Source organism: Nonomuraea sp. NPDC001636, from assembly GCF_040298265.1.
Taxonomy (GTDB): Bacteria; Actinomycetota; Actinomycetes; order Streptosporangiales; family Streptosporangiaceae; genus Nonomuraea.
Genome location: NZ_JBEOZT010000006.1, coordinates 92,831 through 106,919 on the forward strand (window position 1 = coordinate 92,831; position 14,089 = coordinate 106,919).

The following is a 14,089-nucleotide window of genomic DNA, read 5'->3' on the forward strand; positions in this document are numbered from 1 at the left end:
CCGTCCTCACTCCCAGGCGAATCCCGCGTCGGGTGCGTCCTCACGCAGCACACTGCCCTCGATCAGCCCGTAGGGACGGTCGGCGGCGTAGAAGACCTCGTTCTCGTTGTCCAGGCCGAACGGCGACAGGTCGACCAGGAAGTGGTGCTTGTTCGGCAGCGTCAGCCGCACCTCGCAGACCTGCGGGCAGGTCGTCAGCACCCGCTCGCCCATCGCGTAGAGGGTCTGCTGCAACGACAGGCTGTGCGTCTGCGCGAAGGCGTCCAGCAGGCAGGCGCGCACCTCCGCGTACGGCGGGCGCCCGCCCGTCCCGGCGTGCCGCCAGCGGGCGGTGACCGCGGTGGCCAGGACGCGGTCGGTCGTCGGCTGGAGGGTGGTGTACTCGTCCACGATGTAGCCGTGGAACTCCGAGCCGGTCGTGTTCAGCACGACCAGGTCCGTCAGGCCGGACACGACGGTGGTGCGGCCGTCCCTGTCGTGGTGGACGACGCAGGTGCGCACCTCGCCGCCGTCGCGCACGAAGGAGTGCCGCGACTGCCCGGGGATGCGGTTCCAGGCGTACTCCTCGATCTCCACCCGGGCGTGGTGGATGGACGGGTGCGCGGAGACGTAGTGGCGGGCCAGTAAGAGGGCGAAGTCCTCGATCTCGCCGACGCCGTGCTTCCTGGCGAAGGCGTAGGCGGTGTTCTTCTGCGTGTCGGTGGGCAGGACGGCGGCGTTGCCGCCGTTCCTGTGCACCTCCTCCATGTCGCCCGACAGCGAGGTGCTGACGTTGATGTCCTTGAGGTGGTGGACGGCCCCCTCCCTGACCACGTGGACCAGCCTGGTCTCCGCCTTGCCGTAACGGTTGGGGCCCAGCTTGACGGTCATCTAGCTCCCTCGGTAGGTGGAGTAGGCGTACGGGCTGAGCAACAGCGGCACGTGGTGGTGCGCTCCGGCGTCGGTGACGGTGAAGGCGATGACCACCTCGGGATAGAAGGTGTCGGCCAGGTAGGCGCCGGTGTCGAAGACGACGCGGTGCACGCCCTCCCCGGTGTCCCAGCCCCTGATCCGGCCGTCGTCGTCGGTGCTGCCCCGGGCCAGCACGCGGCCCTCGTGCTCCAGCCGGACATGCACCCCGGCGGCCGGGCGGCCCGAGACCGCGTCCAGGACGTGCGTCGAGAAGCTCATCTCCCCTCCCCTTCCATGAGCTTCCCCAGCCGCAGCCGGGTGATCTTCACCAGTTCGTCGCGGACGACCCCGCGCTCGGTCTCCTCGTCGTTGTCCAGCCGGGCGCGCAGCCGGGCCAGCAGCTCGGCCCCGCTCAGGCCGGCGGCGCAGACCAGGTAGACGTACCCGAACCGCTGCTCGTACGCGCGGTTGCCCGCGGCCAGCTCGGCCCGCAGCTCCTCGGCCTCCGGCGCGTCCGCGTGCGCGCCCGCCTGCTCCTGGCGTGACCAGCGCGATTCCCGGCCGTCCCCGGACGGGCGTTCCCCGATGCGCGGGTGGGCCGCCAGCGCCTCCAGCACGTCGGGCCACGTCAGCTCGCGCACCGCCGTCTCGGCGGCCTCGGCGAGCCGTTCGCGGGCGGCGTAGGGCCTGCGGGCGGCCACCGCCGCGGCGAACGCGCGGGAGGCGCAGCAGGCCAGCAGCTCCGCCTCCGCCTCCGCGCGCGGCCGCCGGTTGAACCCGGCCAGGGAGTTGGACATGTCAGCAGTACACACACGGGCCCGGCTCCCGGTCCATCCGTGAGAACTCCCAAGTACGCAACGGGATGGCCAGGACTTTTCGTGTCATGCTCCAACCCGGCCCCGGCCGGGACGCCCCTGAGCTGCGCCTACACTGGGAGCCATCATGACCTTGACATCCCTGATCGGCGGGCACGTGTCCGTCACCGGCGGCCTGGCGACCGGCGGCCTGAAGTACATGGCCGAGATCGGCGCCGAGATGATCCAGGTGTTCGTCACCAACCCGCGCGGCTGGGCGCTCAACGACGGCAAGCCCGCCGAGGACGCCAAGCTGGCCGAGTCCGGCGTCACCGCGTTCATCCACGTGCCGTACCTGGTGAACTTCGGCTCGCCCAACCCCGAGACCCTGGCCAACTCCGTCGCGGTCGTCCGCCACGGGCTGCGGCGCGGGGTCGAGACCGGCGCCAAGGGCGTCGTGGTCCACACCGGCTCGGCCGTCACGCAGTCCCGCGACGACGCGCTGCGGCAGATCCGCGAGACCCTGCTGCCGCTGCTCGACGAGATCCCCGAGGGCGGCCCCGACCTGCTGCTGGAGCCCATGGCGGGCCAGGGCGCGATGCTCTGCGCGACCGTCCAGGACCTGGAGCCCTACCTCGCCGCGCTCGAGTGGCACCCGCGGGCCTGCGTCTGCCTCGACACCTGCCACGCCTTCGCCGCCGGCCACGACCTGGCCGCCGAGGGCGGGGTGCGGGAGACGTTCGACGCCCTGCACGCCATCGCGCCGGGCCGGCTCAAGCTCATCCACGCCAACGACAGCAAAGACGTGTGCGGGGCCAAGAAGGACCGGCACGAGAACATCGGCGCGGGCCACATCGGCGCGCAGCCGTTCGCCGAGATCATGCGGCATCCGGCGGTGGCGGGCGTGCCGATCTGCATTGAGACGCCCGGCAAGGCCGACAAGCACCGCGAGGACATCGAGCTGCTGAAGAAGCTCCGCGACGAGGGCTGACCCGGCGCGATCCCCGGCAACGGGGATCAAAGCCCCTTCTGGTCAGCAATCGTGATAGGGGCGCCTGCTCGCACGATCCGGCCGCCCCCGAAGGCCGGATCGCGGGGCCGGGGTCCGTGGCCTCCGCAGGCGCCCCCTCACCTGATCGGCAGGCGGGCCCTACCCCCCGGTCAAAGGCCCGACAGCCGTGGTGACCTGGTTGGTCACCGGTGAAGCCGACGCATCAGGCCCTTGCTTGGGCCTTGCGGCCCGTCCCCCCCGATGCGCCGGGTGGCTTCCGATGCCGAAACACTACGGTCGCGATCTTGTGGGCGAAACCCTGTTTACGGTCAGCTCGCTGAACGGTCTGTAGTCATCGACATACGGAGGGTGTCCGGACGGCGAGCGGTCACCGGGGAGCGACGAACGGCTGATTCATGGGTCCTCGCGGCGAGAGGCAGGCCCTTGGATGGCGTCGCGGGAACCGGCGCCAAGCGCCCGACCCCGACGTGACCTGGGGAATCTTTTACCATCGCGGCGGCGGACCGCCCGGCGGCCGAGGCCCGCGCCCGCCCGGCGCCCGCCGGACACGCCCAGCTTCACGCCCACCCATCGGCACCAGCCCGCGGGGACGCCGGCCGGCCGGCGGTCAGGAGAAGACGCCGCGATGCTGGCGGACGAGCTGCTCGCGCACCTGACGGCTGTGCCGCCGGCTGACCTGCAACGTCTCGGTGCCGACGGTGAGCGTGACCCGGCCGCCCTCGAAGCGCAGCTCGCTGACGTGCCGGGCCGAGACCAGGGTGCTGCGGTGGACGCGGATGAACCCCGCCTCCGACCAGCGGCGTTCGAGCGCGGCCAGCGACATGCGGACGAGGTAGCTGCCGTCGCCGGTGTGCAGCCGCACGTAGTCGCCCTTGGCCTCGGCGAACCAGATGGCCTGCTGCGGCACGAACCTGGTGCGGCCGCCCAGCTCGACCGGGATCACGTCGTCCTGGCTCGGCTCGGCGAGCGGCGCGGAGGCCGCCTCCAGCCGCCTGACCGCCTCCGCCAGGCGCTCGGCCCGGACCGGCTTGAGCAGGTAGTCGACGGCCTCCAGCTCGAACGCCTGCACCGCGCACTCCTCGTGCGCCGTGACGAACACCAGCTTGGGCGGGCTGGGGAAGCCGCCGACCAGCCGGGCGAGGTCGAGCCCGTCGAGGCCCGGCATGCGGATGTCCAGGAAGATCGCGTCGAGCCGCTCGCCGCCGCCGATCATCTGCACCATGTCCTGCAGCGCGGTGACGCCGTCGGCCGCGGTGGCGACGTGTTCGATTCTCGTGTCCTGGCGCAGCAGGTAGGCGAGCTCCTCAAGAGCGGGCACCTCGTCGTCGACTGCCAGGACCCTCAGCATGGCCTCCACGCTGCCGTATGAAAGCAGAGGTCACAAGCGACACGCCAGCTCAGCGTAAGGAATTGGCTACAATGAGGTAAATTGCCTCTTCGGGACGCGTAGCCGTACCCGGGTGCCGACGCCGAGGGCGGTCTCCACGACGAGGCCGTAGCCGTCGCCGTAGATCTGGCGCATGCGCAGGTCCACGTTGGCCAGGCCGATGCCGCCGCCCTCGCGGGCCGGTTCGCCGTCGAGCATGCGCCTGGCGCACTCGGGGTCCATGCCGGTGCCGTCGTCCTCGACGGTGATGTGGGCCTCGGGGCCGGCGTCGCGGACCACGACCCGCACCTCGCCGCCGCCGCGCCGGCCGCGCATGCCGTGCTTGATGGCGTTCTCCACCAGCGGTTGCAGGCACAGGAACGGCACCGGCACCGGCAGCACCTCGGGCGCGACCTGCAGGCTGAAGCGCAGCTTGTCGCCGAAGCGGGCGCGCTCCAGCAGCAGGTACCGGTCGACGCAGGTCAGCTCGTCGGCCAGGGTGGTGAAGTCGTGGGCCCGGCGCAGGGCGTACCGGGAGAAGTCGGCGAAGTCGAGCAGCAGCTCGCGGGCGCGTTTGGGGTTCGTCCGGACGAACGAGGCGATCGTGGTCAGCGCGTTGTAGACGAAGTGCGGCGAGATCTGGGCGCGAAGGGCGCGCATCTCGGCCTCCAGGGCCCGCCTGCGGGAGGCGTCGAGGTCGGCCAGCTCCAGCTGCCCCGACACCCAGCGGCCCAGCTCGGTCACGGCGCGCACGAGCGCCGCGCTGACCTCCTCGTCGAAGGCCGCCAGCGTGCCCACGACCGTGTCGTCCACGGTCAGCGGCACGACCACGGCCCCGTACGGCCGCCCGGCGAACACCTGCGCCCGCCCGGCGGCCAGGGTGGTGCGGGCGTAGGTGAGCACGTCGTCGGTGCACGGGCCGTTCCAGGCCAGCGCGGCGTCGGTGGAGGTGATCGCGACGGCGCGGGTGCCGAGCAGCGCGTGCAGGTGGCGTACGGCCTTGCGCGCCGAGTCGCGGTCGAGCCCGCCGCGCAGGGCGGGCGCGGCCAGCCCCGCGACGTGCAGCGCGGTGAAGGTGGCCTCGTGCTTGCCGCCGCCTTCGGGCAGCGCCGGGCGGCGCGTCCTGGCGCAGGCGTAGCCGAGGAGGAAGAGCAGGAGGGAGAGCGCCACGCATGCGGTGGTCTGCATGCGCCAAACCGTAGCCAATAACCGGTCGTGTTCGGGTGGAAACCCGCAGCGAAGTCTACGGGGGGCCCTCGCCGGGTTCCTCCTGGTAGGAGTAGCGCTGTTCGCGCCAGGGGTCGGCCAGGTTGTGGTATCCGCGTTCCTCCCAGAAGCCGCGCCGGTCCTCCAGAAGGTATTCGACGGCGCGCACCCATTTGACGCTCTTCCACGCGTACAGGTGGGGGACCACGATGCGGACGGGGAAACCGCGGTCGGGGCTGAGCGGCTTCTCGTCCAGCTCGGTGGCGAACAGGGTGTCGGGGGCGGCGAAGTCGGACATGCGGAGGTTGGCGCTGTAGCCGTACTCGGCCCAGATCATGACGTGGCGCACGCCGGGGTCGGGCGGCGCCAGTTCCATGATCGTGGCCGGGGTGACGCCCCGCCACTCGTTGGCCATGAGGGAGAACTTGGTGACGCAGTGGAAGTCGGCGACGCGCGTGTCCCGGGGCAGCAGCTCGAAGTCTCCCCACGTCAGGCAGTGCTCCTCGCCGGAGGCCGTGGCGCCGAAGACGCGGAAGTCCCAGCTGTCCGGCTTGAACGCGGGCACCCTGCCGTAGTGGATCACGGGGCGGCCGCGCGGGACGTACTGGCCTGGAGGCAGGCGCGACTCCTCCACGATCACTCCCCTCACCGATCTCGGGTCTTGGGCCATCCTGCCATCGGCCCGCCCGCGCCCCGCGTCCGGGGCTGCGCCCGGGCCTTTCGTACTCAGGAGTAACTTGAGTACGAAACCCCATGCGACGGCCTGGCCTGCGAGATCACCATGAACTCATGAGCAAGCCCATCCGTCCCACGCAGACCGCCGCGTTCTACGTCCAGGCGGTCCTGTCGTTCGCCGTCTCCGTGTCGTCCGTGGTGATCGCCCTGATCTACCTGCCGGCCTCCGGCTGGATCAGGGCGTTCCTCGCGCTCGGCCTGCTGTACGTGGTCACCTCCACGGTCAACCTGTGCAAGGTCGTCCGCGACCGGCAGGAGCTGGCCGAGGTCACCAACCGCGTGGACCAGGCCAGGCTGGACAAGCTGCTGGCCGAGCACGACCCGTTCAAGGTCGACGCGGCCTGAGCTACAGCGTGTACTCCTGGATCGAGTCGGCGAGCTGCACGCACAGCTCCTCGGCGTCGAGCCGCTTCTCGATCTGCTTGAGGTCGTCGATCTTGGCCCGCGTCTCGGCGCGCTTGGGAGCCAGCAGGGAGCAGCAGTCCTCGTCGGGCAGCTCCGAGATCTCCAGCGTGCCGATGCGCCGGGCCTCGGCCATGATCTCGGTCTTGTCCCAGCCCACGAGCGGACGCAGGATCGGCAGGTCGACCGCGTTGTCCTGGGCGGTGATGTTGGCCAGCGTCTGGGAGGAGACCTGGCCGAGCGCGTCGCCGGTGATCAGCGCGCCGGCGCGGATGCGGTGGGCGACCTCCTCGGCCGTCTTGAGCATGAGCCGCCGCTGGGCGATCACGGCCAGGCGGTCCTGGCCCGAGTTGCGGATCGACTGCTGCGCCTTGCCGAACGGCACCACCCACAGCCGCGACCTGCCCTGGAACCTGTCGAGCTTCCTGACCAGCGCGTACGCCTTGTAGATCGACTCGGAGGTGGTGAACGGGATGCCGGAGAAGTGCAGGAAGTCGACGTGCAGGCCGCGCTTCATCATCCGGTAGGCCGCCACCGGCGAGTCGATGCCGCCCGACATGAGCACCAGCGCCCGGCCGCTGCTGCCGACCGGCAGGCCGCCCTGGCCGGGGATGCCGTCGGTGAAGACGAACACCTCGTCCCGGTCGACCTCGATGAAGACGGTCAGCTCGGGGTTCTTCAGGTCGACGGGCAGGTGGTACTCGTCGTTGATCGCGCCGCCGACGAGCCGGTCGAGCTCGTTGGAGCGCAGCGGGAAGCGCTTGTCGCGGCGGCGGGAGCGCACCGCGAAGCGGGCCCCGCGGGCGACCTCCTCGCGGTCGCGGATCAGTTCCAGGCCGGCCTTGAGCACGGTGTCGGGGTCTTTGGCCACCCGCCAGGCGCGGTGGATCCACACCAGACCGGGCACGTCGGCGACCCGCCGGGCCACCGCGTCGGCCTGCTCGACGTCCGACCCCTCGGGCAGGAAGATCGCGACGACGCCGTGGCGCCGGCGCACGTCCGTCTTGAGGCCGAGATCCTGCAGCGCGAAGCGGATGTTGTCGATCAGGCGGCGCTCGAACAGCTCACGGTTCTTGCCCTTGAGAACGATCTCGCCCAGCTTGAGCAGAACGCATGGCTCGCCCAGGGCGGACATCGTCATGGTGGAACCTCCGGGGAAGACGGGGAAAGCGCGGCCGTAGGAAGGCAACGCCGCGACCCATCGAGTTTAGTCCGCGTCGAGGCCCTGCTCGATCGCATATCGGACCAGTTCCACCCGGTTGTGCAGCTGGAGCTTGCTCAGCGTGTTCTGCACGTGGTTCTGGACCGTGCGGTGCGAGAGCACCAGGCGGTCGGCGACCTGCCGGTAGGTCAGGCCCTTGGCGACCAGCCTGAGCACCTCCGTCTCGCGCTCGGTCAGCCTCGGGCCGTCGTCGCCGGCGCGTCCGGCGGCGGGGCGCGCGGCCAGCCGCCGGTACTCCCCGAGCACCAGCCCGGCCAGGCCCGGCGTGAAGACGGCGTCGCCCTCGGCGGTGCGGCGGACGGCGTCGAGGAACTCCTCCCGGCTCGCCGACTTCACCAGGTAGCCGGACGCGCCCGCCTTGACGGCCGCCAGCACGTCGTCCTGCTCGGCGCTGGCCGACAGCACCAGGACCTTCGGCGCCGGCTCGGCCCGGGCCAGCCCGGCGGCCACCTCCGCGCCGGACATGTCGGGCAGGCGCAGATCCAGCACGACGACCTGGGGCCGTACGGCCGCGGCCGCCCTGATCGCCTGCCGCCCCTCCCCCACCACGGCCACGACCTCGTAGCCCGCCTCGGACAGATCCCTGGCCACGCCGTCGCGCCACATGGGATGGTCGTCCACCACCATGACCCGCACCATGACGTCACTCTAACCGGGCCGCTCCCCGGCTATCCGCAGGGAAGACTGATCTCGATCTCGGTCCCGGCCGGCGTGGAGGCGACGGCGACCGTCCCGCCCAGGTCGGCGACGCGCCCGCGGATGGACTGCGCGACGCCCAGGCGGCCCTCGGCGGCGGCCCGCTCCAGGCGCCCCTCCGGGATGCCGGGGCCCTCGTCGCGCACGGTCACCATGACCACGTCGTCGCAGGACTCGGCGAACACCCAGGCCCGCGCGTCCGCGCCGCAGTGCTCGCGCACGTTGTCCAGGGCGGCCCCCACCGCGGCCGCCACGCCCTCGGCCGCCGGCGTGGGCAGGACGAGCGGCGTGGCCGGGGTGGAGACCGTCACCAGCGGCGAGCCGTGCCGCATGAGCAGGGAGCGCAGGTCCGTGGCGCCGGTCGGGGCGGGACGGGCGGCGATGAGCTCGCGCAGCGCGGCCTCCTGCTCGCCGGCCAGGCGGCCCAGCTCGGCCGCCTCGCCGCCGATCTGCCGGCCGCGCCGCTGGACCAGGGCCAGCACCTGCAGGACGGAGTCGTGCAGGTCGCGGGCCAGCCGGTCGCGTTCGCGCTGGGCGGCCTCCATCTCGGCGGCGCGCTGCATGCGCTCCTCGGCCTCCTTGGCCAGCCGGGCCACGTGTCCGACGACCACTCCTGACAGGAACAGCAGGACCGCGCCGTTGATCATCACGGGCGCCTCCGGGGCGCGCACGCGCAGCCACAGGTCCGCGGCGGCGACCAGGGCCGCCGCCACCGCGCCCGCGCGCCTGCCGCCGTACACGGCCCAGGCCAGGACGGGCGCGGCGACCCAGGTGGCGGGCACGGGCATGGTGCCCGCCACGCCCTGACGGGCGCCCTCCACGTACGGGGACGCCAGCAGGCAGCCCAGCGCCACCAGCAGGTCCACGGCCAGCAGGGGCCACCCGCGCAGCCTTTCCGACGCGTACGCGTACGTGGCTCCGGCCGTCCACAACGCCATCAGGGCGATCACCAGCCAGCCGGCGACGGGCTGCTCGTACCCGCGGTGCTGGGCCATCAGGACGGCGGCGTACAGCAACGACGCGGCGCGGAAGACGGCGATCGCGCGCCAGAAGGGCCCCTCAATGCTCATGAGACCCTCTCACGTTTCCGACACGCCGGTTGACAGATAGTCGTGATATCCATGCGGAAGGGACAGACCGGATGACACAATCCGTCAACCCCTAATCACAAGGAATGTCGATATATGACCGCTGTTAATCATTTCACCCACGGACCGCTCACACCGCTGCTGGCGTACCTGATGTCGTGCCTGGGTTCGATGCTCGGACTGCGGCTCACCGCACAGGCGCACGCCAGCCGCGGCGCGTCGCGGGTGCGCTGGCTGATCGGCGCGGCCATCTCCATCGGCGGCACCGGCATCTGGGTCATGCACTTCGTCGCGATGATGGGCTTCGCGGTGGAGGGCACGCAGATCAAGTACGACGTCCCGCTCACCGTCATCTCGGCCGCCGTGGCCGTCGTGGTGGTCGGCACCGGGCTGTTCCTGGTCTCCTACGGCCGCGGCCGGGCGCTGGCGCTGCTCGGCGGCGGCCTGCTCACCGGGCTCGGCGTGGCCAGCATGCACTACCTCGGCATGTACGCGATGAACATGAGCGCCCACGTCTCCTACGACCGCACGATCGTGGCCGGGTCCGTGGTGATCGCCGTCGTGGCCGCGACCGCCGCGCTCTGGTTCACGCTGCGGGTCAAGAAGTCGGTCTGGATCACCGGCGCGGCCCTGGTCATGGGCGTGGCCGTCTCGGGCATGCACTACACCGGCATGTACGCCATGCGGGTCTCCGTCGACGCCGAGCCCGGCATGGTCACCGGCGCGGACGCCCTCGACTTCCTCGTCCCGCTGATGACCGTGATCAGCCTGATCACGCTGACCATGCTGCTCATGGTGATCCTCGCGCCCTCGGAGGAGGAGCTGCACGAGGACGCCGAGATGGTGGCCCGCCTGGAGCTGCGCCGGCGCGCCGCCCAGCAGCAGCAGCGCCTGGTCTACCCCGGGCCGCAGGCCGCCCCCCGCCCCCAACAGCAGCGGATGATGCGCACGCCCCGCAGGTAGCCCGCGGCGAGGAGCGTCCGGACGGGGCCGGACGCGGCGAGGGCGCGCCGGAGGTGGATCACCTCGGCGCGCCCCGCGGTCGAGCTATCTCCTGGGTACGGCTTGCGGCGCGAAGTGGGCCGCCGACTCGCTGCGCCCCAAGCCGTACCCCGAGGGGGGTTGTAAGCGGTAACCCCGCTGCTCAGAAGGTACGGCCCGGCGCTTGCAAGCCGCTTTCACGCAGCCGTAGAAAGCCTCACCCGAAGAACACCTCGGCCTCGGAGTACCGGGAGGCCGGCACGGTCTTCAGCTCGGCCGTCGCCTCGTCGAGCCCGACCCGGACGATGTCGGTGCCGCGCAGCGCGACCATCGTGCCGTAGTCGCCCTCGTGCGCCGCGTCGATCGCCTGCAGCCCGAACCTGGTGGCCAGCACCCGGTCGTAGGCCGTCGGGGTGCCGCCGCGCTGGATGTGGCCGAGCACGGTGGTGCGGGCCTCCTTGCCGGTGCGCTTCTCGATCTCCTTGGCCAGCACCTCGCCGATGCCGCCGAGCCGGACGTGCCCGAACGCGTCGAGGGTGCCGGTCTGCAGCTCCATCTGGCCCTCGATCGGGTGGGCGCCCTCGGCCACGACGATGATCGGCGAGTAGCGGGTGCGGAAGCGGGACTCGACGTACTCGCAGACCCGGTCGATGTCGAACGGCTTCTCGGGGATGAGGATCACGTTCGCGCCGCCGGCCATGCCCGCGTGCAGCGCGATCCAGCCCGCGTGGCGGCCCATGACCTCGCAGATCAGCGCGCGGTGGTGGGACTCGGCGGTGGTGTGCAGCCGGTCGATGGCCTCCATCGCGATGTTGACCGCGGTGTCGAAGCCGAAGGTGTAGTCGGTGCCGGACAGGTCGTTGTCGATGGTCTTGGGCACGCCCACGACCTTGACGTCGCGGTCGTAGAGCTGCTTGGCGACGCCGAGCGTGTCCTCGCCGCCGATGGCGATCAGGGCGTCGACGCCGGTGGCGGCGAGGTTCTCCTTGATGCGGTCGACGCCGCCCTCGATCTTGATCGGGTTGGTGCGGGAGGATCCGAGAATGGTGCCGCCCCGCGGCAGGATGCCTCGTACGGCCTGGATGTCGAGCGGCATCGTGTCGCCTTCCAGGGGCCCGCGCCAGCCGTCGCGGAAGCCCACGAACTCATGGCCGTACGTGCTCACCCCCTTACGCACCACGGCCCTGATGACGGCGTTGAGACCCGGACAGTCTCCGCCTCCGGTGAGCACTCCTATACGCATGGCGGGTTCCTCCCGATGGGGTTCACGAACCATTGCTCGGTGACAGCTCGCATTGTGCCTGCCGCGACGCTCAGTGGTCTAGACCAAACGCGCCGCCCTCGATCATTTCCTGGAGGAGCAATCGTCAACCTTGGGTTGACGGCACTGAACCGTCAACCTATGGTTGACGCATGGATGAAACCGTACGTCTCGACGACCTCATCGCCGCCATCAAGAGCCGCCATCCGGACGGCGACCCGCTCGGCCAGCTCTCCGACGCCGTCACGCTGGGCGAGCACCTCGGCGAGGTGGCCGACCACCTGATCGGCCACTTCGTGGACCACGCCCGCCACTCCGGCGCCTCCTGGACCGACATCGGCCGCAGCATGGGCGTGACCAAGCAGGCCGCGCAGAAGCGGTTCGTGGTCAAGGAGGGCGGCTCGCTCGCCGACGACCTGCGCAACTACGCCCGCTACACCGACAAGGCCCGGGTCGCGGTGGTCAAGGCCCAGGAGGAGGCGCGCCTGTCGGGGCACGACCACATCGAGGTCGGGCACCTGGTGCTCGGGCTGCTGCACGTGCCCGAGGCGCTGGCCGCCTCGACCATGGGCACGCTCGGGGCCTCCCCCGAGGCGGTCAGGGAGTCCGTCACGGCGGCCATGGGGCCCGGCGGCGGGCAGTCGCCCGTCACCCTGCCGTTCTCCGCGCAGAGCGCCAAGGCGCTGGAGCTGACCCTGCGCGAGGCCCTGCGGCTCGGGCACAACTACGTCGGCACCGAGCACCTGCTGCTCGGCGTGCTCTCCCTGGAGGAGGGCCCGGTGGTGCGGGCCCTCGCCGAGCTCGGCGTGCACAAGGAGGCGGCCGAGCGGGAGATCAGGGAGCGGCTGGCGGCGATCCTGCGCGAGCGCCGCTCGTAGCCGCCCCGGCCGCCCTCGGGCCGCTCCCGGGACCGCTCACAGTCGTTTGCCTGGCGCCTTCGGGCCGCTGCCGGGGGCGGCGTTCCCCGGCGGGCCCGTGCGGTCCTGAGGAGGGTGGGCGGGCTGGCCGGTGCGCCCGGCCGGGCCGGCGGCGAACCGGGTCAGCACGTTCGCCGTGGCGCGGCGGGTGAAGGCGGCCGCGGACTCCGGGACGCCGTGGCCGCAGCGCTTGCCGCGCATCGCGCACACCCAGCGCATCGTGCCCGAGGCGAACACCCCGGCCCCGCTCGGCGCCGTGTAGTACGTGCTCTGCGACGTCGTCCCGCGTCCCCCGCACGAGAACGGCGAGTCGGCCAGCACCTCCACGCCCTTCGGCGAGCCGCGCGAGACCTTGTCGGTCTCCGGGCCGACCATGCCGGGGAAGCGCCGGCCCCGGGTGCCCGCGAAGATCCAATGGCCCGGCCTGCGGACCGTGTAGGCGCCCTGGGCGGGGAAGCAGTCGTACATCTGGCCCACCAGGGCGCTCTCCGGGCGGGAGTCCCGCCACAGCGGGCAGAGCCGTTCCTTGTCGCAGGCGACCGTCCTGCCCTTGATCGCGATACGCCAGTAGACGGCGTTCGCGCCGAGGAAGGCGAGGTTCGTGCCGCTGTCCCTGGCCCTGGTGACGGCCGTGCGCATGGCGGGCGACCAGTACTCGTCGTGGCCGAGCGAGACCACGGCGCGGGCGCCGTCCAGCACGCCGGGGCCGAGGTCGAGGCTGGTGAGGTAGGCCAGGGGCACGCCGCTGCGCTCGGCCACGGCCAGGGCCGACTGCTCGAAGTCGAGGAACAGGCGGGCGCCGCCGCCGTCGTACGGGCGGTCGAAGGTGACCTCGCGCGAGCGATCGGCGAACCCGCCGGGGCCCAGGTACAGGCTGCGGCCGCCCCACAGGTTGTACGCCTGCCAGGTGGTGACCGCGTTCACCATCACCACCCGGCCCCGGGTGGAGGCCGAGCGGACGGTGATCGGCACGTACCGCTGGGCGCCGGTGGAGGCGTCGAGCCTGATCAGGTACGCGCCCTCCGTCCAGCCGCGGGTGTCCACGGTGAGCGAGGGCTTCCAGTGGGCGGCGGTCACCATGCCGTCCACGGTCCGGGCCGGCGGCTGGCGCACGCCCTCCACCTGCGGCGACTCCCACACCTTGGCCGGGTGCGCGCCCATCCTGAACGCGCCGGCGGTGAAGCGCGGGGCGGTGGTGGAGACGTGCAGGGCGAAGGACTGGCCGGGCAGGACGCTCACGTGGTCGGCGTAGCCCTCGATCTCGTGGTCGGCCCCGCGGGTGGTGATCCGCCAGGACTCCCCCGCGTCCACCGGCGGCGGCGGCGACGGCCGGCCCGTCTCCGACGGCTGCGGGACGGGCGGCGCGGGCGAGACGGACGGCGCCGGCCGCACGGGACCGCCGCCGCATCCGGCGGCCGGCAGGACGGCGATCAACAGGGTGAGGAGCAGCAGGAGCTTGCGCACCCGGCCATCGTCGCGGCCCGCCACGGGGCCGGGCCACGACTTGGCCAGATCCTT

The 14,089-nt window shown here is 71.9% G+C and carries 15 protein-coding genes; 4 read left to right on the forward strand and 11 right to left on the reverse strand.

The window, feature by feature from the left end; all coding sequences use genetic code 11:
* Window positions 1-6: 6 nt before the first annotated feature.
* The 3 genes from pucL to uraD are packed head-to-tail and all read right to left on the reverse strand — an operon-like array spanning window position 7 to window position 1,688.
* Window positions 7-870, reverse strand: coding sequence for a factor-independent urate hydroxylase (gene pucL, locus ABT158_RS14520; protein WP_352353221.1), 864 nt, complete (start codon window positions 868-870; stop codon window positions 7-9).
* Entirely contained in the window at window positions 871-1,170 is a 300-nt protein-coding gene (gene uraH / locus ABT158_RS14525) for a hydroxyisourate hydrolase (protein WP_352353222.1), read from the reverse strand.
* Window positions 1,167-1,688 (reverse strand): 2-oxo-4-hydroxy-4-carboxy-5-ureidoimidazoline decarboxylase, encoded by a 522-nt coding sequence (uraD, locus tag ABT158_RS14530; protein WP_352353223.1) that lies wholly within the window; start codon window positions 1,686-1,688, stop codon window positions 1,167-1,169. The genes uraH and uraD overlap by 4 nt, the downstream gene beginning before the upstream one ends.
* Before the next feature lie 145 nt (window positions 1,689-1,833).
* Here uraD and ABT158_RS14535 point away from each other — a divergent pair, with 145 nt between their 5' ends.
* The gene (locus ABT158_RS14535) at window positions 1,834-2,676 is read left to right on the forward strand and encodes a deoxyribonuclease IV (protein ID WP_352353224.1); all 843 of its coding nucleotides are present in this window, start codon (window positions 1,834-1,836) and stop codon (window positions 2,674-2,676) included.
* A gap of 628 nt (window positions 2,677-3,304) precedes the next feature.
* Here ABT158_RS14535 and ABT158_RS14540 read toward each other — a convergent pair.
* The 3 genes from ABT158_RS14540 to ABT158_RS14550 all read right to left on the reverse strand — a co-directional run bounded on the left by ABT158_RS14540 (window position 3,305) and on the right by ABT158_RS14550 (window position 5,903).
* On the reverse strand, window positions 3,305-4,045 hold the full coding sequence (locus ABT158_RS14540; protein WP_352353225.1) for a LytR/AlgR family response regulator transcription factor: 741 nt from the start codon (window positions 4,043-4,045) through the stop codon (window positions 3,305-3,307).
* A 66-nt stretch (window positions 4,046-4,111) separates the two neighbouring features.
* Entirely contained in the window at window positions 4,112-5,251 is a 1,140-nt protein-coding gene (locus ABT158_RS14545; RefSeq protein ID WP_352353226.1) for a sensor histidine kinase, read from the reverse strand.
* A gap of 55 nt (window positions 5,252-5,306) precedes the next feature.
* The gene (locus ABT158_RS14550; protein ID WP_352353227.1) at window positions 5,307-5,903 is read right to left on the reverse strand and encodes a molybdopterin-dependent oxidoreductase; all 597 of its coding nucleotides are present in this window, start codon (window positions 5,901-5,903) and stop codon (window positions 5,307-5,309) included.
* 155 nt (window positions 5,904-6,058) lie between these two features.
* On the opposite strand from ABT158_RS14550, the gene ABT158_RS14555 reads away from it, so the two are divergent.
* Entirely contained in the window at window positions 6,059-6,349 is a 291-nt protein-coding gene (locus ABT158_RS14555; RefSeq protein ID WP_352330712.1) for a YiaA/YiaB family inner membrane protein, read from the forward strand.
* Between the two features lies 1 nt (window position 6,350).
* Here the strand turns inward: ABT158_RS14555 and thiI are convergent, their stop codons facing one another.
* The 3 genes from thiI to macS form a co-directional block, all read right to left on the reverse strand.
* The gene (gene thiI / locus ABT158_RS14560) at window positions 6,351-7,547 is read right to left on the reverse strand and encodes a tRNA uracil 4-sulfurtransferase ThiI (RefSeq protein WP_352330713.1); all 1,197 of its coding nucleotides are present in this window, start codon (window positions 7,545-7,547) and stop codon (window positions 6,351-6,353) included.
* Window positions 7,548-7,613: 66 nt separating this feature from the next.
* Window positions 7,614-8,267 (reverse strand): response regulator, encoded by a 654-nt coding sequence (locus ABT158_RS14565; RefSeq protein ID WP_352353228.1) that lies wholly within the window; start codon window positions 8,265-8,267, stop codon window positions 7,614-7,616.
* Between the two features lie 29 nt (window positions 8,268-8,296).
* Window positions 8,297-9,394, reverse strand: coding sequence for a MacS family sensor histidine kinase (macS, locus tag ABT158_RS14570; RefSeq protein ID WP_352353229.1), 1,098 nt, complete (start codon window positions 9,392-9,394; stop codon window positions 8,297-8,299).
* 114 nt (window positions 9,395-9,508) lie between these two features.
* On the opposite strand from macS, the gene ABT158_RS14575 reads away from it, so the two are divergent.
* Window positions 9,509-10,375, forward strand: coding sequence for an MHYT domain-containing protein (locus ABT158_RS14575; RefSeq protein WP_352353231.1), 867 nt, complete (start codon window positions 9,509-9,511; stop codon window positions 10,373-10,375).
* Window positions 10,376-10,610: 235 nt separating this feature from the next.
* Here the strand turns inward: ABT158_RS14575 and ABT158_RS14580 are convergent, their stop codons facing one another.
* Window positions 10,611-11,636: a 6-phosphofructokinase gene (locus ABT158_RS14580; protein ID WP_352331196.1), complete on the reverse strand. Its 1,026-nt coding sequence runs from the start codon at window positions 11,634-11,636 to the stop codon at window positions 10,611-10,613.
* 170 nt (window positions 11,637-11,806) lie between these two features.
* Between ABT158_RS14580 and ABT158_RS14585 the strand changes: the two genes are divergently transcribed.
* On the forward strand, window positions 11,807-12,532 hold the full coding sequence (locus ABT158_RS14585) for a Clp protease N-terminal domain-containing protein (RefSeq protein WP_352353233.1): 726 nt from the start codon (window positions 11,807-11,809) through the stop codon (window positions 12,530-12,532).
* A 36-nt stretch (window positions 12,533-12,568) separates the two neighbouring features.
* Here the strand turns inward: ABT158_RS14585 and ABT158_RS14590 are convergent, their stop codons facing one another.
* Window positions 12,569-14,035 (reverse strand): N,N-dimethylformamidase beta subunit family domain-containing protein, encoded by a 1,467-nt coding sequence (locus tag ABT158_RS14590; RefSeq protein ID WP_352353235.1) that lies wholly within the window; start codon window positions 14,033-14,035, stop codon window positions 12,569-12,571.
* Between the last annotated feature and the right edge of the window lie 54 nt (window positions 14,036-14,089).